Genomic DNA, 23,777 nt, shown 5'->3' on the forward strand with positions numbered 1-23,777 from the left:
ACTATTTTTTTCATTAATTTGATATTAATTTTAGTCGTATTGATTAAAAACTCTTGTTTTAAGATACCATTGATTCGCTCGGCTACTGCATTTTGATATGGATCATAGGATTCTGTCATACTACATCGGATATCACTCTTAATCAGTATCTTTTGATACTGATTACTGCAATATTGTAATCCTCTATCAGAATGATGTATCAACCTTTCTTTAGGATATTTTCTGTTCTTAATAGCTAGTTTTAATGCTTTTAAAGAACTATCTACAGCTAAAGTATTTGATAGATAATAACCAACTATCATTTTAGAATAAGCATCTGTAATAAGTGATAGATACATCGGATTACTCCTGTTACCTACATAAGTGATATCTGCTACCCAGACTTGCTCTGGTCTGTTTATATCTAAATGCTCAATCACGTTATTATGCTTTCTAAAGCGATGATGTGAGTTTGTTGTGATATGGTAACTTCGTTTAGATTTTATAAGCATGTGATTTGCTTTTAAAATAGTAAACAAACGATCTCTACCAACTCCTAAGGATCGTAAAGACTCTTGTAAAATGTGATATAACTTTCTTGTTCCAATACGTGGCTGTTCTATCCGAACGGATTGAACTAATTCAATCACATCATCCGCAATAGATTGCCGCTTTTCCTTGGCTCGTATGGCTCGGTAATACAACTGCCTGCTTACCCCAAGTAACTCACAGGTAGATGAGATACTTTCTCTATGATCTATTCTAAACATATCGATTACTTGGGTTTGGAGTTTTTTCTGATGGGAATATTAAACTCCTTTTCAGCCAAATCAATCATCATATCAAACAAAATAGCTTTCTTATCGGCACGCTCAGCCAAATGCTCGGATCGTGCTTTTTGCTTCTCTAAAAGCTTGATCTTTTCTTCTAATTCTAAGATTTTTTGTTCAGGTGTCTTTGCCATTGGTGTACTACTTTGATTTTCCCAATCAAAGTTACCATATTTTCGCAACCAATCTCTAATGGTGGATTTAGCTTGAATGCCATACTTTAAGACTGCTTGGGATCGAGTAAGTTCGCCTTGCTCAATATCTTGTACTACTTGAAGTTTAAAAGACAAGGAATAGTCTTTCTGTGTTCGCTTTACATAATTTGTTTTCATTACACTTGAAATTTTAGTGTAACGCTATTTCAGGACGAGACATATAGTTTTTGAAAATATATGTGATTTGTTGGTTTTTGATAGAGGATAATTTGGGTAATTGTATATCATTAGGATAGAGTGTACTTTAGGTTTATTATTGGTACTCTAGCTAGTGGATATATGATGAAGATATTTTGTAGATCGTTCAAATATTGTTGCTGGAGATAAATTTTTTAGATATAATTGAATGTACTTTAAGTGTTGCTTTGAAGATGTTTTAGAATTAGTTAGAATATAGAATTCATTATTTTTCGCATGCCTTTAAATGCTAAGATGATAGCAAATGCTGCAACTATTAAACCAACTATCAGTACAGGAATATATAGTGGATGTTCTTGATTTTTGAATGCAGAATGAATTATGATCGGTCCAGTAAACATACATAGTAATGATCCACCCATTAGTTTTAATCCTTTTCCTAGTAATTCTTTATTTGTTCGTTTTGTCATAGTTTGAGATTGCTATTCGTACACTTTTGTGTTTTTCTAATAATTCTTTGGCTGTGTTTGTAGAAACATTTAATTCGGACATGATCATTTTTATACCTCTTTCAACGAGTTTGTGATTGCTAAGTTGCATGTCAACCATTTTGTTTCCTTTTATTTTTCCTAGTTGAATCATTACGGCAGTCGAAATCATGTTTAGTACTAGTTTTTGAGCTGTACCAGCTTTCATTCGAGAGCTTCCCGTCACAAATTCAGGTCCAACAATAATTTCTATAGGATGTTTGGATATGTTTGATAATGGACTGTCTTGATTACACGTAATGCAACCTGTTAGAATGTTATGTTTGTTACAGTCTTTTAAAGCACCAATTACATATGGAGTTGTTCCAGAAGCGGCAATTCCGATGACTGTATCATTTTCTGAAATTTTATGTTCTTGCAAGTCTTTCCAGCCTTGTTGTGTGTCATCTTCTGCAAATTCGACAGCTTTTCTTATTGCGATATCGCCACCAGCAATTAAACCAACGACTAATTCATGTGGAACACCAAACGTTGGAGGACATTCGGATGCGTCTACAATTCCGAGTCTTCCGCTGGTACCAGCGCCAATATAGAATAATCGCCCACCAGAATTCATTCGAGTGACGATGTTTGTGATTAAGTTTTCTATTTTAGGAATTACTTTTTCAATAGCCAACGGAACCGTTTTGTCTTCATTATTAATGTTTGTTAATAGTTGCGATACACTCATTTTTTCAAGATGATTGTATTTAGAGTCTTGCTCGGTTGTTTTGATGAATTCCATAGTTCAAAAATACGTTATTTTGTGTAGAAACGAAATGGTTTTTTCGCGTTAGTGATAGAAACGGCATCCTTTTTAAAACACTTTTTTACGCGATTACAAGGAGAAACGACGAAGTAATCATTTTATTTAATAGACAGATTACCACGAATTTTCTGAAAATTCTCGCAATGACGTATTGTTTTAAAAAGATATAGTGGATAGCACGACCCTTGTGGGAACGCCCAATGAAGTATTAAATATTGAATACTAAATGTGAAATGTGAAAATAGTGTTTGTTGAAAATTTACATAAAAAAAGCTTCTTACGAATAAGAAGCTTTTTAGTGATTTTATGATGTGATTACGCAATAGTGCTTAATATATCATTGAATGTTTCGCTAGGACGCATTGCTTTTGACGTGATTTCATCGTTTGGCATATAGTAACCACCAATATCCATTGGCGAACCTTGCGCATTGTTTAGTTCGGTTATGATTTTTTCTTCATTTTCTACTAGTTGATCCGCAATAGCAGTGAAACGCGCTTTTAACTCAGCATCTTTGTTTTGAGCCGCCAATGCTTGCGCCCAATATAATGATAGGTAAAAGTGACTTCCTCTGTTGTCTAGCTCGTTCACTTTGCGTGATGGAGATTTTTTGTTTTCCAAGAATTTATCTGTTGCATCGTCTAAAGTTTCTGATAGTACAATAGCTTTGTTGTTGTCGTAATTGGAACCTAAGTGCTCTAAAGAAACTGCTAGTGCTAAGAATTCTCCTAGAGAATCCCAGCGTAGGTGTCCTTCTTCGGTGAATTGTTGCACATGTTTTGGAGCAGATCCACCAGCGCCAGTTTCAAATAATCCGCCACCATTCATTAGTGGAACTATTGATAACATTTTTGCACTTGTTCCTAATTCTAAAATTGGGAATAGATCTGTTAAGTAATCACGCAATACATTTCCGGTTACAGAGATTGTGTTTTCTCCTTTTTTGATACGTTCTAACGTGAATTGTGTTGCGGCGGCTAAAGGCAGTATATGAATTTCTAATCCTTCTGTATTGTGATCTTTTAGGTATAAATTTACTTTTTTGATTAGTTCTGCATCGTGCGCTCTTTCGGCATCTAACCAGAAAACAGCTGGCCATCCGGTTGCACTAGCTCTACTTACGGCAAGTTTTACCCAGTCGCGAATTGGCGCATCTTTTACTTGGCACATTCTCCAAATATCACCTTCTTCTACAACATGTTCTGTCAAAACTTTTCCGTCAGCATCTACAACTCGAACAACTCCATTTTCAGGAATTTCAAATGTTTTATCGTGCGAACCATATTCTTCAGCTTTTTGTGCCATTAGTCCAACATTAGGAACAGTTCCCATTGTTGTAGGATCAAAAGCTCCATGTTCTTTACAGAAGTCAACAGTTACTTGGTATAAAGCGGCATAACTACTATCAGGAATTACGGCTTTTGTATCTTGTCTTTTTCCGTCTGCATTCCACATTTTGCCAGAATCACGAATCATTGCTGGCATTGAAGCATCAATAATAACGTCACTTGGTACGTGTAAGTTTGTAATTCCTTTATCAGAATTTACCATTGCAATGTCTGGACCGTTTTCCATGGCAACTATAATATCGCTCATGATTTCGGCTCTTTTGCTTGGCGTAAGTTCTTCAAGATTGTTCATTAGGTTTCCGAAACCATTGTTTACATCAACACCAATTTCCTCAAAAGTTGCTTGGTGTTTTTCGAATAAATCGGCAAAGTATACACGAACAGCATGTCCAAATATGATTGGATCACTTACTTTCATCATGGTTGCTTTCATGTGAAGAGAGAAAAGAACTCCTTTTTGTTTTGTATCGTAGATTTCTGTTTCTAAAAAGGACAGTAATGCTTTTTTGCTCATTATTGTAGCATCAATAATTTCGCCAGGTAATAATGAAATGTCTGATTTTAGTATCGTTTTAGATCTGTTTGATGCAGTATGCTCAATACTTACTGTCGTTGCGTTCGGAATTGTTACAGATCGTTCGTTTGCACGAAAATCTCCAGATTTCATAGTTGCCACATGCGTTTCGGAGTCTGATGACCAAACGCCCATGCTGTGTGGATTTTTCTTTGCGTAATTTTTTACTGCTTTTGGCGCTCTACGATCAGAGTTTCCTTCACGTAATACAGGGTTTACGGCAGAACCTTTTACTTTGTTATATTTTGCAAGAATTGCTTTGTCTTCTTCCGTTTCGCTTTCTTCTGGATAGTTTGGAATGGCAAATCCTTTTGCTTGTAATTCTGTAATGGTGGCTTTCAACTGCGGAACAGATGCGCTAATATTAGGTAGTTTGATAATATTGGCTTCTGGTGTTTTTGCTAATTCTCCCAATTCGGCTAATGCATCACTTACTTTTTGTTCTGCTGTTAAGTATTCTGGGAAATTTGCTAAAATTCTTCCTGCTAAAGAAATATCTTTGGTTTCAATGTCAATACCAGATGGAGCTGTAAATGCTTTTACGATTGGTAAAAAAGAATGTGTAGCTAAAGCTGGTGCTTCATCAGTTTTTGTATAGATAATCTTAGTTGATTTTGTCATATTTATGTGTAGATATAATATTGGATCTTATTAGACGTAATTTTTCGAATTGCAAATATACAAAATGATAGGAGATTTTGGTAGCTATTATAGCAGTAGTACAAGAAGTTAATGTATTTTTTATAATAACAAAAGCCATATCATTGTAATTTCTTACCTTGATATGGCTTTTTGAAATGTGTCTTACGCAATGTTTTACTAATTGCTTAGTTACTTTATTTTGTACTACAGCACTTCAGATTTCGAAATAAGCTCAGTCGTTATTGGCATTTTACCCAGTTTTGAAACTTATTCCTAATTGTTTTTTAATATACCTACTTGTACAGATCAGCTTTCGCGATTTGTCCTTTTGCATATAATAAATTCCTTTGCAGTAACTTTTTATACACAACGCTTTACTAGCATCTTAGCAATACTAATAAATTTCGGCGTTTCTCCTTGAGTCTATTATAGCAAGCTATACTAGAAATAGAGTCACATTTTTCTTGGTATTTTTTGTATCCAAAAACTACTTCTGAAAAACATAGTAAATAACAACTTGTTTAGAACGTTCTTTAGTGTTTACAAAAGGTGACTTTCGTCGCGCTCTATGTAAATTCTTTTATAAATGTACTGTAAGTTTTTGAGAAAGCGTAAAATATAATAAATTAGAAATCAACAAGATATGAACCTAGGTTGTTAACAATTGTTCATAACGAAAAAAGTCCTGCAAATTTTGCAGGACTTTTTATAGTGTATATTTTGAAAGATTTTATTTGAATCTTCTTTCTTTAATTCTAGCTTTCTTACCAGTAAGACCTCTAAAGTAAAAGATACGTGCTCTACGAACTTTACCTCTTTTGTTAACTTCAACTCTTTGAAGTGCTGGTAAATTAACAGGGAAAATACGTTCAACACCAACTGTTCCAGACATTTTTCTGATTGTAAATGTTTCAGTAGAACCTGAACCTCTACGTTGGATTACAACTCCTCTAAAGAACTGTGTACGTGTTTTTTCACCTTCACGGATTTCATAATAAACTGTAATTGTATCTCCTGCTGCGAAATCAGGGAAATCTTTTGTTGTTACAAATTCGTCTTGTACAAATTTAATTAAAGCTTCCATTTTAAACTTTTTATAAATATTTATTCAAACCAACATTCACGTCTATCGCCAGAGGTTAATCCAAAATTGAGTGCAAAAATAAGTATTTTTTTTGAATCTAAAATGCTAAATCTTAAATTTTAAATGTAAAAGTGTTTTTTTGATTGTTGATTGTTGATTGAATGTTATGAATTATCAACTAATAAACAATCCAAGAGCAAAGCGTATCTAAAAATCTAGTCATCCAACAGATCAGGACGTAGATTCTTCGTGCGTTCGTACGCTTGTTCTTCGCGCCAAGCTTCTATTTTTGGAAAGTTTCCAGATAATAATACTTCTGGCACTTCCCAATTGTTATAGTTTGCTGGTCGTGTGTATACTGGTGGTGCTAGTAAGTTATCTTGAAACGAATCGGTTAGGGCAGAAGTTTCATTTCCTAAAACCCCAGGAATTAATCTTATGATTGCATCACACAAAACAGCCGCGCCTAATTCTCCTCCAGAAAGTACATAATCGCCAATTGATATTTCTCTCGTAATGAAATGATCGCGGACACGCTGATCAACACCTTTGTAATGTCCGCAAAGAACTATAATGTTTCCTTTTAACGAAAGTTCATTGGCAATTGACTGATTTAAAGTTGTTCCATCTGGTGTCATGTAAATAATTTCATCATAATCGCGTTCTGATTTTAAGTCGGAAATACATTTGTCAATCGGCGCAATCATCATTACCATTCCTGCGCCACCACCAAATTGATAGTCGTCAATAGATTTGTAATTGTCCGTTGCATATGCACGCAAGTTGTGAAAGTGAATGTTAACAATACCTTTGTCAATTGATCGTTTCATGATAGACGCTTCAAAAGGGCTTTTCATTAGATCAGGAACTACAGAAATGATATCTATGCGCATCGTTTGTGAAAATTAGCTTTTGTTCTTATTGATTTCGTCTTGAAGTTTTCTGCGAACTTGTTGTTCACGTTCCAAAGCACGTTTTCTGTGCTCTTCAAATTCTTGCTCAGTTTCAGTTAGTTTAGCGTTTGCTTCTTTGGTAATTGCATTACTCGATTTGAATTTGTACGCAAAAAAGAGCCACAAGATTGCTAAGATGGCAATAATTCCCCACATTAATGTTTGGTAAGAACCTTTGCTTAGTTGTAAACCAAGTAACGATATGCTGTCTTTTTCAGTGTTTAAATCTGTGATTTTTTGATTTACAGCGGCCAAATCTGCCTTTAGTTTTTCAATTTCAGATTGTTGCGTTGCTACTTTGGCAACTTCAGCATCAAAATCTTTTCGAATTGCATTGATGGAATCAGCAACATTTTTTTGTAATTTTTCAATCCAAACACGTTTTACAACTTTGTAATTTTTGTATTTGTTAGAGTTTTGAATGATGAATTCAAATTGCTCATCAATTGGACCTTCTTTTAATTTTAAGTTAGCGTTTTTTGCTACATTTTGCGCACTTGCTACGATAGAGAAGCATAGTGTAATTGCTATGAATAATTGTTTCACTTTCATGGTCATTCAGGTTTAAAATAACAGTTGTCAAATAAACGAAGATATTTTTATTTATTGTGTGAAATGCTAAGAGATTTATCTACAAAAAAAAGAGTCCCGTATTTGAGACTCTTTTTTTTATATTAATTTGTCTTCTACTAATAGTATGTGTAACGTCTTACTTTAGATATGTATTTTGCCAAACGCATTACTTGGTGCGAATATCCGTATTCGTTGTCATACCAAACATATAAGATGATGTTTTTACCATCTTCACGAACAATTGTTGCTTTGCTATCAAAAATTGATGGTGCCGAAGAACCTACAATATCCGAAGAAACTAATTCGTCATTCAATTCATATTTGATTTGCTCAACTAAATCACCTTCTAACGCGTATTTCTTTAAAATTGTATTTACACCTTCTACAGAAGTTGTGTTTTCAACTTCTAAGTTTAAAATTGCTAATGATCCGTTTGGTACAGGAACTCTAATGGCATTTGAGGTTAATTTACCTTCTAATGATGGCAATGCTTTTGAAACTGCTTTTCCAGCTCCTGTTTCTGTAATTACCATATTTAATGCAGCAGCTCTACCACGACGGTATTTGTTGTGCATATTATCAACTAAATTCTGATCGTTTGTATAGGCGTGAATCGTTTCTAAATGTCCGTGTTTTAACCCGAAAGAATCTTCAACTGCTTTTAAAACTGGCGTAATTGCGTTTGTTGTACAAGAAGCCGCAGAGAAAATAGCTACATCATCTGGATTGTGTTCTTGATGATTTACACCATATACTATATTTGGAATTCCTTTTCCTGGTGCTGTTAATAAAACTTTGTCAGCTCCATTTGGCACTAAATGTCTTTCCAACGCTTCTTTATCTCTAAAAGCACCTGTATTATCAATAATTAAAGCATCTTTAATTCCGTATGTTGTGTAATCAATCTCTTCTGGTCCGTTAGCCGAAATAATATGAACTGTAGTTCCATTGATGATTAAGGCTGAGTTTTCAACATCAATACCAACCGTTCCAGGGAAATCTCCATGAACAGAATCGTTACGTAACAAGGAAGCTCTTTTTTCTAATACAGTTTGATCAACTTTACCGCGAGTTACAACTGCGCGTAAGCGTAATTGATTTCCGCGACCTGTGCGTGTCATTAATTCTCTTGCTAACAAACGTCCAATACGACCAAAACCATATAAAACAACATCTTTTGGTTTAATTTCAGATGAATCTTTAGCATCTTTTAATTTGTCAACTACAAATGAAGTTGCGTTTGCATACTGATTGTCTTCTAAGTGATACTCGTATGTTAACTTCCCAATATCAATTTTTGATGGTGGCAAATCAATTTTAGCAATTGCTTGTGCAATTTCTACAGTATCGAAAATAGAAATCGGTTTTTGTACAAATTGACCTGCATATTCGTGTAAATTTAAAATTTCACTAACATTTCTGTCAATTAATTGATTTCTAAAAAGAACAAGCTCAATAGATTTATCATACCATAAATCGCTAACATTCTTAATAAATTCAACAGTAGCACGTCTTCTATCTGCTTGAAAAGTAAGCTCCTTTTCGTAAGTGTCATTAAAACTCATAGTCTTAAATTTGTGTAGTTGTGTTTACAATTTTGCGCAAAAGTATACAATTTCAAACGTTTTCGTAAATAATTGAAACACTTTTTTTAACATGGATTATTGGGTAACAAAAGTTGTCTGTATAAACTTACGTATGAAAGCTTTCACTAATTAAGGCGTAATCTGAAAAGCCTGATCGTAAATAGAGTAGGAGAAAATTAATTTAATCATGAAAAAAAAGAAAATTTCTAAACAATTACGTTTAATAAAAAAACAAATTGCTCCTTTAAATTCATCTGTTGTACATGGAGGAAGACCACCAAAATCGTATGATTGCAGAACACAATATACTTTATATTTTAAGTGTTCGGATGTAAATTGTTATACAGAAGTAACTTGTTACCATACGGAAACCTGTCAAGTGCCAGTAACAGGACTAGGTTGTGAAACATCACCTCCTAATTGCTAGGAAGTAGTTTAAATTAAAAAAACCATCAGAATATATAAAATATTCTGATGGTTTCCTGACATATATAGATGGCGGATTTATCTAAAGATAAAACGCTCGTATTGTCCTTTTGGATTTAAGAAAGCCAAAATTCTAATTTGATCTTCTCCATAACTAGTTATGAATTCTTTCAAAGATTGTGCCGTTTTCACCTTTTTACCATTTACTTCAACTAATATATAACCTGGCGTAATTCCTAATTCTTTATATAATTGTTGATTGTTGTTTTGAACTACCTTCAAACCATCTGAAATTTGAAACTTTTTAGCATCTTCTGAAGTCAAATTCTCTAAGGTCATATTCATTAAATTCACACTAACAGCAACTTTTTCTTTTGTTAAAGTCACAGGAAGTGTTTTGTATGTATCGTCTCGTAACACGGTAACTGCTATAACATCTCCAGGACGTTTAGAACTTAAGTATCCTGAAAGGTCAGAGAATTTAGAAATTTTTACATTGTCTAACTTACTAATAATATCTCCACTTTTAATTCCTGCAATTGAAGCTCCAGAATCTTCAGCAACTTTATCTACATATACACCGTTAACTTCATTCAAATTATTTTCTAAAGCATATTTAGAATTTTTCCTAACAGGATAAATCCCTAACAATCCTTTTTGAACATCACCATACTCTAATAAATCACTTACAATTTTCTGAGCAATATTACTCGGAACTGCGAACGAATAGCCAATGTAAGATCCTGTTTGTGATGTAATTGCTGTATTAATCCCAATGAGTTCACCATTTGTATTCACCAATGCGCCACCAGAATTCCCTGGATTTACAGCGGCATCAGTTTGAATAAATGATTGGCGTAAATTATCACCTTCATTCAAATCTCTACCTTTTGCACTAATAATTCCAGCAGTTACGGTGGATGTTAAGTTAAAAGGATTTCCAACTGCCAAAACCCATTCTCCAATCTTCGCATTATCAGAATCTCCAAAAGAAATATATGGCAACTCTTCGGCTGCTTCAATCTTTAACAATGCAATATCCATTGAAGGATCAGATCCAACTATAGTTGCGATATAATTTTTATTATCATTTAAGGTAACTTGAATCTCGTTAGAACCTTTAATCACATGATTATTTGTCACAATATATCCGTCAGGCGTAATAATAACACCAGAACCAGTACCAATTTGAGTTTGCGGTCGTCCTGTACCATTATACAAATCCCAAATACTTCTTGGTGCTACCTTTGTAATTTTATTTTTAACATGTACAACGGCGTGAACTGTCTTTTCGGCAGCCTCCGTAAAATCAATTCCTGCTACAGCGGCATTTGTTGTTGACGTAGGATTGTTTACAAAATTCGTTGGCATGTATGATGATTGTTCTAAAACAGAAGCTTGTTCAACTTTTTCAGGGGTTTCCGAAAAGAATTTATAAGCTCCAATACTAATAACGCCTCCTAGAATAGACACAAAAAGTAAACTTGCAAATTTCTTCATTTTTTAAAAAGTATTTAATTTTGTTAGTAATTCAAAAACATTGTTACACGAATGCTTCAATGTGTTGTTAATATGATCTTTGTCTAAATTTAACACTTAAAATTACATATTTATTGTAGTCGTATTTTAACTTTAACGACACTTTAACTCAATTTTGAAAGTCTGTTAAAATAGACTTAAAAACGAGTTTGAAATACACGTTGTCGAATAATACAGATTCTTCTCTTATTGTGATTTCTTACGCAAATTCCTTTGCGGTTTCATGTCTTTTATTTTGTACTTTTGTCGCTATCAAATGAAATAAATGCAACTCTCTTTTTACAAATACCAAGGAACTGGAAACGATTTTGTCCTAATTGATAACCGTCAATTACAATTTCCTAAAAACAATTCCAAGCTTATACATTACCTATGTGATCGAAAATTTGGCGTCGGCGCTGACGGATTAATTCTGTTAGAACATGATGCTATACACGATTTTAAGATGGTGTATTACAATGCGGACGGAAACGAAAGTACCATGTGTGGAAACGGTGGACGTTGTATGGTTGCTTTCGCGAATTTTCTCGGTGTCATTCAAAATGAAACAACATTCATGGCAATTGATGGAAAACATTTTGCCACAATTAAAAATGATACCGTCAATTTGCAAATGCAAGATGTGACTTCGGTTGAAAAACATGAAAATCATGTATTTTTAGACACTGGCTCACCACATCATGTACAATTTAACGACACTATTGATCAGTTTGATATCAAAAAAGAAGGTGCGGCAATTCGATATGGCGCTCCATATTTTGAAGAAGGCACAAATGTAAACTTTGTAAAAAAGATTTCAAATGCCGAATTCAGAGTGCGAACGTATGAAAGAGGTGTAGAAGATGAAACACTTTCTTGCGGAACTGGAGTCACGGCAGTTGCAGTAGCAATGCATTCACTTAAAGAAACCAGTGCAACCGAAATTACGTTGCAGGTAGAAGGCGGAACGCTTCAAGTATCGTTTCAAAAAGAAGGAAATTCATATACCAATATCTTTCTAAAAGGGAAAGCAACACACGTATTTAAAGGAGAAATTACATGCTAACATTAACAGGCGAAAAACTATATTTACGCGCTTTAGAACCAGAAGATTTAGATTTTATCTACGAAATAGAAAACAATGAATCTATCTGGGAAATTAGTGCTACGCAAACACCTTATTCACGATTTTTGATCAAACAATACCTAGAAAATGCACATCAAGATATTTATGAAGCCAGACAATTACGATTGGTGATGGTAAGTAACAAAAAAGAATCGATTGGTTTGATTGATCTTTTCGAGTTCGATCCAAAAAATAAACGTGTTGGTGTTGGTTTGTTAATCGCGAAAAAGAAACACAGACACAAAGGTTACGGGCAAGAAGCATTACAATTGGTATGCGAATATGCCTCTAAACATCTACATGTTCATCAACTATTTGCAAATATTGGAGAAGAAAATCTGGCAAGTATCAAACTCTTTCAAAATTTAGGCTTTGTAAAAATTGGCGTCAAGCGCGATTGGACTTTCGTGAATGGTGAATTTAAAAATGAAGTATCATACCAAAAAATAGTTGAATGAGTTACATCAAAAAAATACTAGTAGTTATTGCTATCTTAGGATTGGTGTTTTGCGGTGTAAAAGTATATGATATTGTACAGATATTTTCAGGATCAAACACAGGTTTCAATAATGAAAAAGCGTACGTGTACATTCCAACAGAAACAGACGCAAACATATTAAAAGACGAACTTTTCCCATTATTAAAAGATGAAGTATCGTTTAAAGTAGTTGCCAAGAAATTAGGATATACCAAAGCAAAAGCTGGAAAATACACGATAAAAAAAGACATGTCTAACTTGGAAATTGTTAGAACTCTACAAGCCAAAAGTGATTTGATAAAAGTGGTTATTCCAAATACGAATGATGCGGATGTGATTGCAAAACAAGTTTCCAATCAAATAGAAGCCAACGAAGATGATTTACTTGTGTTTATGAATGATTCATTATATATGAGTGAAAAAAAGATAAAATTTGAAACATTATACAAATCAGGAACGTATCAAATTCCTTGGAATACTTCCGCAGAAGAATTTAGATCGATTATATTTAAAAGCTACGAAAAAAGAAAAAAAGCTCAATAATTGATGAAAATATTCTTAAAATTCCTTTTCATTCTCTGTTTTGTAAATGTGGTAAAAGCACAATTGACGCCACCTAGTTTTTGGGTGAAATCTGATACGTTACATAAACCACGACGTAATTTTGTTGCCATTACGGAAACGTCTTTGGCGGCTGTAACCTTGGTTGGTTTGGACAGAATTTGGTATGCCGATTTCCCACGTTCGTCATTTCATTTTATAAATGACAATGATGAATGGCTGCAAATGGACAAAGTAGGACATGTGTTTACTTCTTATTATGTTGGCGATATTGGCACGAAAGTATTACGTTGGAGTGGTGTTTCTAAAAAAAATCAGCTTATTTATGGTGCAACGCTCGGATTTGGCTTTTTAACGGCTGTAGAGGTCATGGATGGTTTTTCTGCTGAATGGGGAGCTTCTTTTGGAGATATCTTAGCAAACGGCTTAGGAACAGGTTTGTACGTCGGGCAAGAATTATTATGGGAAGAACAACGGGTCAAATTGAAGTATTCATTTCATCAAACTCGCTTTGCAGAAATTCGTCCAAATAAACTTGGTGATGGTTTGCTTGAAGAAGTTTTAAAAGATTATAATGGGCAAACATATTGGTTGAGCGCAAACGTGTATTCGTTCTTCAAACAAAGTAAAATTCCAAAATGGTTTAACGTTGCATTTGGTTACGGAGCCGAAGGATTAATTGCTGGAACAACACAAACACAACGTGAAATTTTGCCAAATCAGCAACGATACAGACAATTCTACTTAAGTATTGACATCGATTTAACAAAAATACAGACAAAATCGAAGTTCCTAAATAGTGTGTTTAGTGTGATAAATTTCATTAAAATACCTGCGCCAGCATTGGAAATCAATAGTTTAGGGAAGGCAACGTTCCATCCGATCTACTTTTAAGAATATTTTAACATAATAAAACCCATATTAAAAAATAATGTGTATATTTGCACGCTGAAATTTTAAGCTTAATTCTATGAATTAGTCAGTCTTAAATAAAACAAATTTTATGGGAAAAGGAGCAATAAAATTTTCAATTTTAATAGCTGTTTTAACATTTGCAAGTTTAGGTTTCACTTCAAAAAAAGAAACCAACGTTCTTAAAAATAATATAGAAAATAATAACAAGTCATCAGTGTTAGTTACAGTGCTACCACAAGATGAAGCTAACAGCGAAGAAGCGCCAATTCCGTTTACAGGAAAAAAATATTTGGGGTTCAAAGAAGCTGTAGCATTTAAAGAATCTCAAGGAAATTATTTCGTGGTAAATACCTTAGGTTATCTTGGAAAGTATCAATTTGGAAAAGGAACATTAGAAATGATCGGAATTTATAATCCGCAAGCATTCTTAAACAGTCCAAAACTACAAGAAAAAGCCTTTGAAGCAAATGCCTCAAGAAATAAGTGGATTCTAAGAAGAGACATTAAACGCTCAGTTGGTAAAAAAATCAACGGTGTAGTTGTGACAGAGTCAGGAATTTTGGCTGCTGCACATTTGGCTGGACCAGGAAGCGTAAAGAAGTATTTAAGAAGTGGCGGCGCACAAGGATTTGCCGATGCTTACGGTTCAACAGTAAGTTATTATATGAAGCGATTTGCAGGATATGATGTATCATCAATAAAAGCAAATAAAAAAGCAAGAGTATAAGTCACTCAACATGCAATTACAAAAACCTCAGTATATAAATATGCTGAGGTTTTTTTTGTTTTATAGGTTTTATGGGTTTTGCGGTTGTGAGTTGTGGGTTTGATTTATCAAATAATCAAATACCTAAAAGTGAAGCGACCAAATTTTATAGTATTGTGGGTTTTACTAAGAACTCTTTTTAAACTTTTGAACTCATGAGTACTTCTCGATACATTTTTTCTCCATTTCATTACGAAAAAACACTCGAAGTGACATTTTAAAATATAAGCTTTTATGATCTAAAACCCAACACCTAAGGGCGACAGTGTTCTAACAGCGAAGCAATCTAATATCCAAAAGCGTTAGCGGTCTATTACAAACATTGTTGGTCGCTTGTGTAAATTTACAGAAGTTTTTTTCCATTCGTTAATGGTCAATGTTTTAATGTATTCAGTCGTTAACGTAATATCGCAGGCTACACATAATCTTGTATTTCCAGAAAGTGTTGCAGTTAAATCTGCTAATAATTTGTCATTTCGGTATGGAGTTTCAATAAATGCTTGTGATTGTTGAAAATCGCCAGCGCGTTTCTCTAATTGCTTTATAGCTTTTTTACGTTCGTGACTATCAATTGGTAAATATCCGTTGAATGCAAAATTTTGTCCATTCATACCAGAAGCCATCATTGCCATTAAAATAGACGATGGACCTACTAACGGAACGACGCGAATTCCTTTTTCATGTGCAATTTTTACAATTTCAGCACCAGGATCAGCAACACCAGGGCAACCAGCTTCAGAAAGTAAACCAACATTTTTTCCTTGAAATATTGCTTCCAAAAAAGCAGGTAATTCTTGATCTTGCGTATATTTATTTAATACATGAAGTTGTAAAGAAGGTTGCGATTTTTTAGGTGTAATTTTTTTGATAAAACGACGCGCAGTTTTTTCATTCTCAACAATGTAATGATTCGTAATTTCAACAATTTTCTTTACGGATAATGGCAAAACCTCTAATGGTTCGTTATCGCCTAAAGTTGTTGGAATCAAATATAAAATTCCGTTTGATGATTGCATAAATATGGGGTTTGAGTACAAATAAAACTAATTTTTGACTAATTTATGATATGCGCTCGTATCATTATTTGAAATAATTTGAACAATGTAAATTCCTTTGCTCAATTGATCAGTCATAATTTTTTGATTTTCAGTTGATATGCGTGTCGTTGAAATTAATTTTCCGCTAAACGAATACAGCGCAACTTCTTTAATCTGTAAAGCCACATTTTGATTGTTGATTTGGAAAAAATCATTCGTAGGATTTGGATAGATCTGAAAATTATCAGCCAGTGAATTCTCATCAATACTTAAGGTAGTATCAACAACTTTGTAAATAATTCCGTTTAATAAACCTGCGGCGTACAATTCTTTATTCATGTCTTCACCAAATGTTGCAATATTTCCAGAAAATGGACCGTTAAACGTCATATTCCATGAGCCGCCGGAAGGCGTTAATGTTCCAATTTCGCTTGTGCAATAATCAGCAAAAAAGTATAATCCTTGTAAATCCGGATACATAGTGCCTCTGTAGCGATAACCACCTGTAATAGAACATCTAAAAGGATTTCCTCCATAATTGTATTCGCCAACAGGAAAGGTAATTGTTGACATTGCAGGACAGTCAGTAGTATCAAAAGTGCTATTTCCTTCATAGCATTTCCAGCCAAAATTATAACCAGCATTTACAATAGGAACATTATTAATTTCTTCTCTGTTATTTTGTCCAACATCTCCAATCCATAATTCTCCGTTATCACTATCAAACGACATTTTCCAAGGATTTCGCAGTCCGTACGACCAAATTTCATCCAAACCTGCAGGGTTTCCAACAAATGGATTTGTTGTAGGAACAGTATAACCCATTGCGCCACTAACGTCAATTCGTAAAATTTTACCTAGATACGATTGTAAATTTTGTGCATAATTATCTGGATCGCCACCGCTTCCGCCATCTCCTAAAGCAATGTATAAATAACCGTCGGTTCCGAAAGCAAGAGAGCCGCCATTGTGATTTGTGTAGGGTTGATTTACTGTTAATAGAATTTCTTCACTTGTGTCGTCAGCAACATTTGGATCTACGGAAGTTGTAAATCGAGCAATAACCGTATTTCCGCTGTTGTTGATGTAATTTACATAAAACCGATTGTTGGTTGTGTAATTTGGATCGAATACCAAACCGAGCAAACCTTGTTCGTTTCCAGTAGAGCGAACGCGTGCATCAATATTTAAAAATGGTGTCGGATTTGTGATTCCTGCAGCACTTACAATTTTAATCAAGCCGTCTTGTTCAACAACAAAAAGTCGAGAATCGTTGGCGTGTTTAATGTCAACAGGTCTTGAAAATCCTGTGGCAAATGATTGCAGTGAAACATCTTGAGCAAATAATAAAAAAGGGAATAGCAGTGCTAGTAATAGCTGTAGTTTAGTTTTCATAGTAAAGTAGGTTGCTTTTTTTCAGTTAAGGTACAAAAAAATTGCAGATACTTTTTTAGTCTTACTTCTATGAAATTTTCTGTGCGAAAATGGTACAAGCTTCGTCGAGCATTTGATATACATTTTCAAAACCTTGATCACCGCCATAATACGGATCAGGAACTTCGGCATTTGAATTTGGAGAAATTTGATTCAAAATCATGTGAACTTTTGCACGCTCTTTTTGTGTTTCCGCTAGCGCGAGAATATTATCGTAATTAGATTTATCCATTGCAAAGATGAAATCAAACGTTTGAAAGTCGCTTCTAACAAACTTTCTCGAACGTTGATGCGTAATGTCTAGCCCGTGTTGTTTTGCGGTTGTAATAGACCGTTTATCAGGAAGTTCGCCAATATGATAACCTGCGGTTCCTGCGGAATCAACTTCAAATTTTGTTGGATCAAGTTTAGAAGCTAAAATTCCTTCTGCCAAAGGAGATCGACAGATATTTCCCAAGCAAACCATTAAAATTTTAGTTTTCATGTTATTGGATTATAACGAAAGTTTCTTTGTTAAGTCTTCCACATACTTTCTAAACTGCTTGTCGGTAGAAGATAAGTTGTCTACCGTTTTACACGCATGTAAAACCGTTGCATGATCACGTTTTCCAATTTGTGAACCAATACTTGCCAATGAAGCTTTTGTGAATTTCTTTGCAAAAAACATAGCCAACTGTCTTGCTTGTACAATATGACGTTTACGCGTTTTTGATTGCAAGGTAGAAACGTCCATTTGGAAATAATCTGAAACTACTTTTTGAATATAATCGATAGAAACTTCGCGTTTTGTATTCTTTACGAATTTTTCAACCACTTGTTTCGCCAATTCAATCGTCACTTCTTTTTTATTGAAAGACGATTGTGCAATTAAAGAAATAATAGCACCTTCTAATTCGCGAACATTCGATTTAATGTTTTTTGCAACATACTCTATAATATCATCTGGCATTTGCACACCATCGCGATACAGTTTGTTTTTTACGATAGAAACACGTGTTTCAAAATCGGGAGTTTGCAGTTCGGCAGAAAGTCCCCATTTAAAACGAGATAATAAGCGTTGCTCAATATCTTGCATGTCTACAGGAGCTTTGTCAGATGTTAATATTACTTGTTTTCCATTTTGGTGTAAGTGATTGAAAATGTGGAAAAATACATCTTGCGTACCTGATTTTCCAGAGAAGAATTGTACATCATCAATAATCAACACATCAATCAATTGATAGAAGTGAATGAAATCGTTTCGTGTATTTTTCTTTACAGATTCTATATATTGTTGTGTAAATTTCTCAGCAGAAATATACAAAACAGTCTTTTCAGGATATTTATCTTTAATTTCAACACCAATTGCGTGTGCAATATGTGTTTTTCCTAATCCGACACCACCAAAAATTAAAAGTGGGTTAAACGACGTTCCTCCAGGTTTGTTGGCGACAGCCATTCCAGCAGAACGTGCCAAACGATTAGAATCACCTTCAAGGAAGTTGTCGAAATTATAATTTGGATTTAACTGCGATTCAATTTTTACATTTCTGATACCAGGAATGATAAACGGATTTTTCAGTTCAGGACTTTTATTTTTAATAGGAACATCAATTTCTTGCGATTTCATATTGCTACGATTGGCACTTGGAATTTTTTCTGTGAATGGTTTTTTGTTACCATACGTATTTTCCATTTTGATGATGTATACCAAACGCGCAGTATTCCCTAACTCTTTTACTAAAGCAACCTTTAATAATTTTACGTAATGCTCTTCTAGCCACTCATAAAAAAACTTACTCGGAACTTGAATGCTTAGCGCTTTATTTGTTAACTTTACAGGCTTTATAGGCTCAAACCAAGTCTTATATGCTTGTGGTTGAATGTTGTCCTTTATAAAAGACAGACAATTATCCCATACTGATTGCGCAGTTACACTCATTTATTACTGTTAAAATTGTTATTTTTTAGGTTAGAAAAAAAGAAAATTCGGGGTTTTCTCCTTTTGTTTTTTAGCGTGAACAAATATGTGAAAAAAAAAGTGAAAAAAAAATTAGTAGCCTATTGAATTTGTGATATTTTTTTCGCATGCCTGAAAACAATTTCTTTACATTTACTTAACATACTTAAATATATATAAAATACTTTGAGAAGTCACGAAATAAAAACACGAATTCGCTACGGCGAAACTGACCAAATGGGCGTTGTATATCACGCTAACTATGTGCAATTCATAGAAATGGGACGAACCGAGTGGTTACGAGCTTTAGGAATTTCATATAAAGAAATGGAAGAAGCAGGAGTTATGCTTCCTGTGATATCAATTACTATAAATTATAAAAAGTCAGCGTATTATGATGATGTAGTGACGATTAAAACAACACTCAAAAAATTACCTTCAGTCAAGATTGAGTTTGAGTACGAAATTTTCAATGAAAGTAAGGAAATTATTACACAAGGAAACACTGTTTTGGCATTCATCAACATGAAAACAAAAAGACCTATGAAATGTCCGGAACATTTAATCGAAAAATTATCGACGATTGACTTCTAAATAGTAACATTTTTCATAATAATTAGTCAAACAGTTGACATAAATCATATTAATGACTGAATTACAAGTTACATTATGGGATAAAGTTCGAGATTTTGAAATTGATGATATAAACTCTTCTTTTACTTTTACTGATCGATTAGCTAGAGAAAATGATTGGTCATTAGAATATTCTTTAAGAGCAATTTTAGAATATAAGAAGTTTCTTTTTTTGGTTGTTATTTCAGAATTTCCATTAACACCTTCGGATCAAATTGATCAAGTTTGGCATCTTCATTTACTATATACACAATCATATTGGATTGATTTTTGTCAAAATACAATTCAAAAACAAATTCATCATGGACCAACCAAAGGTTCAGAACAGAAACCATTATTCAAAGATCAATACTTAAAAACAGTAGCGTTTTATGAGTCAATATTCTCAAAAAAACCACCAAAAGATATTTGGGTTGATTTGGATACACGATTTAAAGAAATTCATTTCACACGTGTGAATAGACATAAAAACTGGATAATTCCTAAACTATTATTTAGAAAATAATGAAGCTACTTTCAAAAATTACACCTGCAGAAACGATTCTTATTAGAGATTGTGGTAATGCTCAATTAAAGAGTTTGTTGAAATTTACTTTCATGGATTTACTTCTTAAAAAAGTAATTAAAATAATAGAAATTGATAAACAGCCACATCCAAGAGATGACATTCGTACATATACTTATATTGAATCTGGTAAAAATTTCGCAAAATATACGCATAAAAGTCACGAGTTAATTTTTTTAAGCCCTTTTAAAAAAGAAGAATCTATTCAAATATTATTTAAACATTTTGTAAAAATGATATATGATGCTTCTGGAGGGAAAAAAAGTTATAGAGAAAGTATAAGAAGTAGTAAAGAATTGAAGAGTTATTTTAATCAGTCATTTTTTATATATCTATTTCGATTAATTAGATTAACCGATGACGGAAAAAGAATTAAACAAGAAATAGCATCATATTTACAGGAAGTTGATAAATTGATCAATTATTTATTAGAAAATGATAAGCAAAAAGCATTAGAATTATTAATCACAATTGGTGGAAATATATTTTTATTGAAGAATTTAAATTTTGACCTTCTTAAAAAACTAGATAAAGAGCTTATAGCACAACAGAAAGAATTGTATGGAGACGCTGATGATCATGATGATAGTTGGTATTTGTATGCAGATTCATATGATGAAAATTATTTGTTTGATAATGATTTTGAAGACAGTGATTCTTTTGATTCGTTTTTTTATGATACAATGAATTCCTTTGACTCAGAATTTGATGCATCTAGTTGTTCTTCTTATGATGATGGTTGCAGTAGTTGTGGCGGTTGCGGAGGCTGCGGTAATTAAAAAATAAAAAGCACTCTCAATAGTTTACAATTTTTGTAAACTATTTGCATCTTCTTTACGTAATCTAGAAACAAATCCGTATCTTTAAACATGATAATCATTGAAAAGGCAACAGGAAATTCACATCAAGTGGAAATAGTTTCTGTTGAAACTGGTGATTATAAATTTTTGACCAAAAAACGGTATTTCTTTAATTGGAAGGAAGAAAAAAACTTTGAAGTATACAAACTCAGGATAATCAATTCAACAGATATCTTGGGATTGATTTCTTTAGATCGAATTCCTAATGAATGGAGAATTCATATACGTTTGCTTACTGTATCTATCGAAAATCAAGGAAAAAATAAAGTTTACAATACCATTGCAGGAAATTTAATAGCACATGCCGCAAAGATTGCCGTCTTAGAATATGCGGAGTTGGCATGTGTTTCTTTACGACCGAAAACGGAAATTGCGAAACATTACATTGAAGCATATCATATGACTGTAACAGGGTTGACCTTAAGTATAGAAGTACCCGAAATATTAAATCTAATAAATCGTTTTGACCATGACTAGAAAGAAAAATGAAAATTCAACTATTGATCCAGAATTTGGTGTAGATAGTAGATATACTTCCAAAACAATATATCAATCGGAAGCTACCGCATTGATGGAAGCGCGTTTGCAACGAATGAAAAATGTATCTAAAGACGATATCATTCGCGCCAAGCTTATGCAACTAAAGTTGAAGATGCAGGAATTTATCAAACAACCTATTTATGAAAAACAGCATTATTTTTCAACGTTTCTACAATCCTATATTGATACTATTTATTCTAAGCGAGCAATTTTTGCCAACGATATTGGAATTACGCCTGTACAATTGAGTCAAATTATCAATAATCACCGTGCGCCACAAGATGATTTCATTTTAAAGTTGATGATTCATTCTGATCGTATTTTTAAAGACGTTTGTGAGTTTCAAAAAGAAATATGGTATCAAGTGTATTTTCATGAAAAGCTATGCAATACCATGTCTACACAAAAAGAATGGCAATCAAAACTTGAACAAGAAGTGTATGTAAGTGAGCCAATTTTGAAGTATGGGAAAAAGAAGAAGTGATTGTTCGTGTCTTTATATTCAATAGATATCTAGTTCTTCAATATAAATTTCATACAAATTCATAAACAATTCAAAAATTTGTACATTTAAGTATTATAACCTTTAAATTATTTACTAATGAAAAGTATCGAAAACTTAAGAAAAGAAGAGTTGTCTACCGAAAAACTACATAGAATTTGTGGTGGCGAGTCTACAGAATCAACAACAGAAACAACTACTACAGAAACAACAACATCAACTACTACAACAACGAATACTACTACTAGTTCTAATACTAAAATTGTAAATGTCGGAAATTCTATTGTGGATGATTTAAACGGCTTGATCAGATAAGTTTATTAAAAATATGGCTGTCTAAAAAGTCAAATTCTTGTCAAACCAAACTTGATTCATTTTCTTATAATAATTGAAAATCAACTTAATGAGATTCTGGATCAAGTCCAGAATGACCTTTGTAATAACTTTTAAGACAGTTTTTATTCCACTTCCTTAATCTGAATTTCATACAAATTCGTAAACAAGTCAAAAATCTGTTGCGCATCTTTTTGGCGAACAGAAATCGTAATTCGACAATCCATTTCTAGTTTTTGACTGATAATATTCAAATTTCGCTCTTTTACAACACGCATGACTTTGTTCATGTTTTTGTAATCGAACACAAGTAAATAATCAGTATTAATCGTTTTTTCAAGAATTTCAGAAGCTTCCAACGCCAATTGCGCGCCTGTGCGATACGCGTTAATTAATCCGCCAACGCCCAATTTTGTTCCACCAAAATACCGAACGACAACAATTAAAATATTCGTAACATCAAAAGATTGAATTTGTCCGTAAATTGGCATTCCTGCACTGTTAGAAGGTTCGCCATCGTCATTGGCTCTGAAACGAAACGGCTCCGTTTTGCCCAATTGCCACGCATAACACCAATGTCGTGCAGAATGATGACTTTTTTTCAAAGCTTCTATATGTTTCTTTACGTCATCTTCATTAAACACAGGAAACGCATAGCCAAAGAATTTACTGTTTCGGTCTTTAAACAATACTTCTTCCGAAGGAATATCAATGGTTTTATAGGTATCTTTTATTTCCAATGTTTATGAGTTTATAGTATTCGTTACTAATAAAATTGTTAGATTCTTAAGAAATTTATAGCTTTTTATTTTCTTTTTCTTTGCTTGCCCAAAGAAAAGAAACAAAAGAAAAGGCACTTTTCCAGAGGTGTTTTTAGCTGAAAAAGCTAAAATCGCAATTATTTTTCTAAATTTTCTCCAAGGCT

Annotated in this window: 28 protein-coding genes (1 of these 28 only partly in view); 12 read left to right on the forward strand and 16 right to left on the reverse strand. The window is 33.4% G+C overall.

All coding sequences use genetic code 11. The annotated features are described in order from the left end of the window. From ACQ654_RS24470 to ACQ654_RS24510, 9 genes are all read right to left on the reverse strand, one after another. Positions 1 to 749, reverse strand: partial view of an IS3 family transposase gene (locus tag ACQ654_RS24470; protein WP_430412959.1) — the 5' portion only. It extends 151 nt beyond the left edge of the window; only the first 749 of its 900 coding nucleotides appear in the window; the start codon lies at positions 747 to 749; its stop codon lies off the left edge, out of view. Positions 750 to 754: 5 nt separating this feature from the next. After that, the gene (locus ACQ654_RS24475; RefSeq protein WP_430412960.1) at positions 755 to 1,141 is read right to left on the reverse strand and encodes a transposase; all 387 of its coding nucleotides are present in this window, start codon (positions 1,139 to 1,141) and stop codon (positions 755 to 757) included. A 269-nt stretch (positions 1,142 to 1,410) separates the two neighbouring features. Beyond that, positions 1,411 to 1,632, reverse strand: a complete 222-nt coding sequence (locus ACQ654_RS24480) for a DUF6095 family protein (protein WP_430412961.1) — start codon at positions 1,630 to 1,632, stop codon at positions 1,411 to 1,413. Further along, positions 1,613 to 2,434, reverse strand: a complete 822-nt coding sequence (gene murQ / locus ACQ654_RS24485) for an N-acetylmuramic acid 6-phosphate etherase (protein ID WP_430412962.1) — start codon at positions 2,432 to 2,434, stop codon at positions 1,613 to 1,615. Before murQ ends, ACQ654_RS24480 begins: the two co-directional genes overlap by 20 nt. A 339-nt stretch (positions 2,435 to 2,773) precedes the next feature. After that, on the reverse strand, positions 2,774 to 5,002 hold the full coding sequence (locus ACQ654_RS24490) for an NADP-dependent isocitrate dehydrogenase (protein ID WP_430412963.1): 2,229 nt from the start codon (positions 5,000 to 5,002) through the stop codon (positions 2,774 to 2,776). A gap of 751 nt (positions 5,003 to 5,753) precedes the next feature. Then, complete coding sequence (rplS, locus tag ACQ654_RS24495; RefSeq protein ID WP_430412964.1) at positions 5,754 to 6,107, reverse strand: 50S ribosomal protein L19; 354 nt, start codon at positions 6,105 to 6,107, stop codon at positions 5,754 to 5,756. 215 nt (positions 6,108 to 6,322) lie between these two features. After that, positions 6,323 to 7,000, reverse strand: coding sequence for a tRNA (guanosine(37)-N1)-methyltransferase TrmD (gene trmD / locus ACQ654_RS24500; RefSeq protein WP_430412965.1), 678 nt, complete (start codon positions 6,998 to 7,000; stop codon positions 6,323 to 6,325). Positions 7,001 to 7,012: 12 nt separating this feature from the next. Continuing rightward, positions 7,013 to 7,612 (reverse strand): tRNA (guanine-N1)-methyltransferase, encoded by a 600-nt coding sequence (locus ACQ654_RS24505; protein WP_430412966.1) that lies wholly within the window; start codon positions 7,610 to 7,612, stop codon positions 7,013 to 7,015. Positions 7,613 to 7,749: 137 nt separating this feature from the next. Beyond that, complete coding sequence (locus tag ACQ654_RS24510; RefSeq protein ID WP_430412967.1) at positions 7,750 to 9,198, reverse strand: glyceraldehyde-3-phosphate dehydrogenase; 1,449 nt, start codon at positions 9,196 to 9,198, stop codon at positions 7,750 to 7,752. A 208-nt stretch (positions 9,199 to 9,406) separates the two neighbouring features. On the opposite strand from ACQ654_RS24510, the gene ACQ654_RS24515 reads away from it, so the two are divergent. Beyond that, entirely contained in the window at positions 9,407 to 9,646 is a 240-nt protein-coding gene (locus tag ACQ654_RS24515; RefSeq protein ID WP_430412968.1) for a hypothetical protein, read from the forward strand. A gap of 77 nt (positions 9,647 to 9,723) precedes the next feature. Here ACQ654_RS24515 and ACQ654_RS24520 read toward each other — a convergent pair whose 3' ends face one another. Beyond that, positions 9,724 to 11,145, reverse strand: a complete 1,422-nt coding sequence (locus ACQ654_RS24520) for a S1C family serine protease (protein ID WP_430412969.1) — start codon at positions 11,143 to 11,145, stop codon at positions 9,724 to 9,726. 304 nt (positions 11,146 to 11,449) lie between these two features. Between ACQ654_RS24520 and dapF the strand changes: the two genes are divergently transcribed. The 5 genes from dapF (at position 11,450) to ACQ654_RS24545 (ending at position 14,970) form a co-directional block, all read left to right on the forward strand. Continuing rightward, positions 11,450 to 12,229 carry a diaminopimelate epimerase gene (gene dapF, locus ACQ654_RS24525; protein WP_430412970.1) on the forward strand — a complete coding sequence of 260 codons (780 nt, stop codon included), beginning with the start codon at positions 11,450 to 11,452 and terminating at the stop codon, positions 12,227 to 12,229. Then, positions 12,223 to 12,747 carry a GNAT family N-acetyltransferase gene (locus ACQ654_RS24530; protein ID WP_430412971.1) on the forward strand — a complete coding sequence of 175 codons (525 nt, stop codon included), beginning with the start codon at positions 12,223 to 12,225 and terminating at the stop codon, positions 12,745 to 12,747. Before dapF ends, ACQ654_RS24530 begins: the two co-directional genes overlap by 7 nt. Next, positions 12,744 to 13,310, forward strand: coding sequence for an endolytic transglycosylase MltG (locus ACQ654_RS24535; protein ID WP_430412972.1), 567 nt, complete (start codon positions 12,744 to 12,746; stop codon positions 13,308 to 13,310). Before ACQ654_RS24530 ends, ACQ654_RS24535 begins: the two co-directional genes overlap by 4 nt. Before the next feature lie 3 nt (positions 13,311 to 13,313). Beyond that, a complete protein-coding gene (locus ACQ654_RS24540) occupies positions 13,314 to 14,222 on the forward strand; it encodes a DUF2279 domain-containing protein (protein ID WP_430412973.1) in 909 nt (302 codons plus the stop codon). A 109-nt stretch (positions 14,223 to 14,331) separates the two neighbouring features. Continuing rightward, positions 14,332 to 14,970 carry a hypothetical protein gene (locus tag ACQ654_RS24545; protein WP_430412974.1) on the forward strand — a complete coding sequence of 213 codons (639 nt, stop codon included), beginning with the start codon at positions 14,332 to 14,334 and terminating at the stop codon, positions 14,968 to 14,970. 341 nt (positions 14,971 to 15,311) lie between these two features. Here the strand turns inward: ACQ654_RS24545 and ACQ654_RS24550 are convergent, their stop codons facing one another. From ACQ654_RS24550 to dnaA, 4 genes are all read right to left on the reverse strand, one after another. Further along, entirely contained in the window at positions 15,312 to 16,025 is a 714-nt protein-coding gene (locus tag ACQ654_RS24550) for an SAM-dependent methyltransferase (RefSeq protein ID WP_430412975.1), read from the reverse strand. Positions 16,026 to 16,052: 27 nt separating this feature from the next. Then, positions 16,053 to 17,441, reverse strand: a complete 1,389-nt coding sequence (locus ACQ654_RS24555) for a PQQ-dependent sugar dehydrogenase (protein ID WP_430412976.1) — start codon at positions 17,439 to 17,441, stop codon at positions 16,053 to 16,055. Positions 17,442 to 17,508: 67 nt separating this feature from the next. Next, complete coding sequence (locus ACQ654_RS24560; protein ID WP_430412977.1) at positions 17,509 to 17,964, reverse strand: low molecular weight protein-tyrosine-phosphatase; 456 nt, start codon at positions 17,962 to 17,964, stop codon at positions 17,509 to 17,511. A gap of 9 nt (positions 17,965 to 17,973) precedes the next feature. After that, positions 17,974 to 19,401 (reverse strand): chromosomal replication initiator protein DnaA, encoded by a 1,428-nt coding sequence (dnaA, locus tag ACQ654_RS24565; protein WP_430412978.1) that lies wholly within the window; start codon positions 19,399 to 19,401, stop codon positions 17,974 to 17,976. Positions 19,402 to 19,605: 204 nt separating this feature from the next. Between dnaA and ACQ654_RS24570 the strand changes: the two genes are divergently transcribed. From ACQ654_RS24570 to ACQ654_RS24595, 6 genes are all read left to right on the forward strand, one after another. Then, on the forward strand, positions 19,606 to 20,013 hold the full coding sequence (locus ACQ654_RS24570) for an acyl-CoA thioesterase (RefSeq protein WP_430412979.1): 408 nt from the start codon (positions 19,606 to 19,608) through the stop codon (positions 20,011 to 20,013). Between the two features lie 52 nt (positions 20,014 to 20,065). Next, complete coding sequence (locus ACQ654_RS24575; protein ID WP_430412980.1) at positions 20,066 to 20,557, forward strand: glycine-rich domain-containing protein; 492 nt, start codon at positions 20,066 to 20,068, stop codon at positions 20,555 to 20,557. Then, positions 20,557 to 21,396, forward strand: coding sequence for a hypothetical protein (locus ACQ654_RS24580; RefSeq protein WP_430412981.1), 840 nt, complete (start codon positions 20,557 to 20,559; stop codon positions 21,394 to 21,396). Before ACQ654_RS24575 ends, ACQ654_RS24580 begins: the two co-directional genes overlap by 1 nt. 90 nt (positions 21,397 to 21,486) lie before the next feature. Next, positions 21,487 to 21,954 carry an N-acetyltransferase gene (locus ACQ654_RS24585; RefSeq protein WP_430412982.1) on the forward strand — a complete coding sequence of 156 codons (468 nt, stop codon included), beginning with the start codon at positions 21,487 to 21,489 and terminating at the stop codon, positions 21,952 to 21,954. Continuing rightward, positions 21,947 to 22,501: a hypothetical protein gene (locus tag ACQ654_RS24590; RefSeq protein WP_430412983.1), complete on the forward strand. Its 555-nt coding sequence runs from the start codon at positions 21,947 to 21,949 to the stop codon at positions 22,499 to 22,501. The genes ACQ654_RS24585 and ACQ654_RS24590 overlap by 8 nt, the downstream gene beginning before the upstream one ends. A 117-nt stretch (positions 22,502 to 22,618) precedes the next feature. Further along, complete coding sequence (locus tag ACQ654_RS24595) at positions 22,619 to 22,834, forward strand: hypothetical protein (protein ID WP_430412984.1); 216 nt, start codon at positions 22,619 to 22,621, stop codon at positions 22,832 to 22,834. Positions 22,835 to 22,977: 143 nt separating this feature from the next. On the opposite strand, the gene ACQ654_RS24600 is transcribed toward ACQ654_RS24595, so the two are convergent. After that, positions 22,978 to 23,592, reverse strand: a complete 615-nt coding sequence (locus ACQ654_RS24600) for an IMPACT family protein (RefSeq protein ID WP_430412985.1) — start codon at positions 23,590 to 23,592, stop codon at positions 22,978 to 22,980. 3 nt (positions 23,593 to 23,595) lie between these two features. Next, positions 23,596 to 23,777 (reverse strand): hypothetical protein (locus ACQ654_RS24605; RefSeq protein ID WP_430412986.1); only part of this gene is annotated, 182 nt, incomplete at its 5' end.

Source organism: Kordia sp., assembly GCF_965283645.1.
Classification (GTDB): domain Bacteria; phylum Bacteroidota; class Bacteroidia; order Flavobacteriales; family Flavobacteriaceae; genus Kordia.

Excerpts from the sequence above, each read along its gene's own strand:
- ACQ654_RS24475 (WP_430412960.1), bottom strand. The coding sequence starts at position 1,141 with ATGAAAACAAATTATGTAAAGCGAACACAGAAAGACTATTCCTTGTCT.
- ACQ654_RS24480 (WP_430412961.1), bottom strand. The coding sequence starts at position 1,632 with ATGACAAAACGAACAAATAAAGAATTACTAGGAAAAGGATTAAAACTA.
- murQ (WP_430412962.1), bottom strand. The coding sequence starts at position 2,434 with ATGGAATTCATCAAAACAACCGAGCAAGACTCTAAATACAATCATCTT.
- ACQ654_RS24490 (WP_430412963.1), bottom strand. The coding sequence starts at position 5,002 with ATGACAAAATCAACTAAGATTATCTATACAAAAACTGATGAAGCACCA.
- rplS (WP_430412964.1), bottom strand. The coding sequence starts at position 6,107 with ATGGAAGCTTTAATTAAATTTGTACAAGACGAATTTGTAACAACAAAA.
- trmD (WP_430412965.1), bottom strand. The coding sequence starts at position 7,000 with ATGCGCATAGATATCATTTCTGTAGTTCCTGATCTAATGAAAAGCCCT.
- ACQ654_RS24505 (WP_430412966.1), bottom strand. The coding sequence starts at position 7,612 with ATGAAAGTGAAACAATTATTCATAGCAATTACACTATGCTTCTCTATC.
- ACQ654_RS24510 (WP_430412967.1), bottom strand. The coding sequence starts at position 9,198 with ATGAGTTTTAATGACACTTACGAAAAGGAGCTTACTTTTCAAGCAGAT.
- ACQ654_RS24515 (WP_430412968.1), top strand. The coding sequence starts at position 9,407 with ATGAAAAAAAAGAAAATTTCTAAACAATTACGTTTAATAAAAAAACAA.
- ACQ654_RS24520 (WP_430412969.1), bottom strand. The coding sequence starts at position 11,145 with ATGAAGAAATTTGCAAGTTTACTTTTTGTGTCTATTCTAGGAGGCGTT.
- dapF (WP_430412970.1), top strand. The coding sequence starts at position 11,450 with ATGCAACTCTCTTTTTACAAATACCAAGGAACTGGAAACGATTTTGTC.
- ACQ654_RS24530 (WP_430412971.1), top strand. The coding sequence starts at position 12,223 with ATGCTAACATTAACAGGCGAAAAACTATATTTACGCGCTTTAGAACCA.
- ACQ654_RS24535 (WP_430412972.1), top strand. The coding sequence starts at position 12,744 with ATGAGTTACATCAAAAAAATACTAGTAGTTATTGCTATCTTAGGATTG.
- ACQ654_RS24540 (WP_430412973.1), top strand. The coding sequence starts at position 13,314 with ATGAAAATATTCTTAAAATTCCTTTTCATTCTCTGTTTTGTAAATGTG.
- ACQ654_RS24545 (WP_430412974.1), top strand. The coding sequence starts at position 14,332 with ATGGGAAAAGGAGCAATAAAATTTTCAATTTTAATAGCTGTTTTAACA.
- ACQ654_RS24550 (WP_430412975.1), bottom strand. The coding sequence starts at position 16,025 with ATGCAATCATCAAACGGAATTTTATATTTGATTCCAACAACTTTAGGC.
- ACQ654_RS24555 (WP_430412976.1), bottom strand. The coding sequence starts at position 17,441 with ATGAAAACTAAACTACAGCTATTACTAGCACTGCTATTCCCTTTTTTA.
- ACQ654_RS24560 (WP_430412977.1), bottom strand. The coding sequence starts at position 17,964 with ATGAAAACTAAAATTTTAATGGTTTGCTTGGGAAATATCTGTCGATCT.
- dnaA (WP_430412978.1), bottom strand. The coding sequence starts at position 19,401 with ATGAGTGTAACTGCGCAATCAGTATGGGATAATTGTCTGTCTTTTATA.
- ACQ654_RS24575 (WP_430412980.1), top strand. The coding sequence starts at position 20,066 with ATGACTGAATTACAAGTTACATTATGGGATAAAGTTCGAGATTTTGAA.
- ACQ654_RS24580 (WP_430412981.1), top strand. The coding sequence starts at position 20,557 with ATGAAGCTACTTTCAAAAATTACACCTGCAGAAACGATTCTTATTAGA.
- ACQ654_RS24585 (WP_430412982.1), top strand. The coding sequence starts at position 21,487 with ATGATAATCATTGAAAAGGCAACAGGAAATTCACATCAAGTGGAAATA.
- ACQ654_RS24590 (WP_430412983.1), top strand. The coding sequence starts at position 21,947 with ATGACTAGAAAGAAAAATGAAAATTCAACTATTGATCCAGAATTTGGT.
- ACQ654_RS24595 (WP_430412984.1), top strand. The coding sequence starts at position 22,619 with ATGAAAAGTATCGAAAACTTAAGAAAAGAAGAGTTGTCTACCGAAAAA.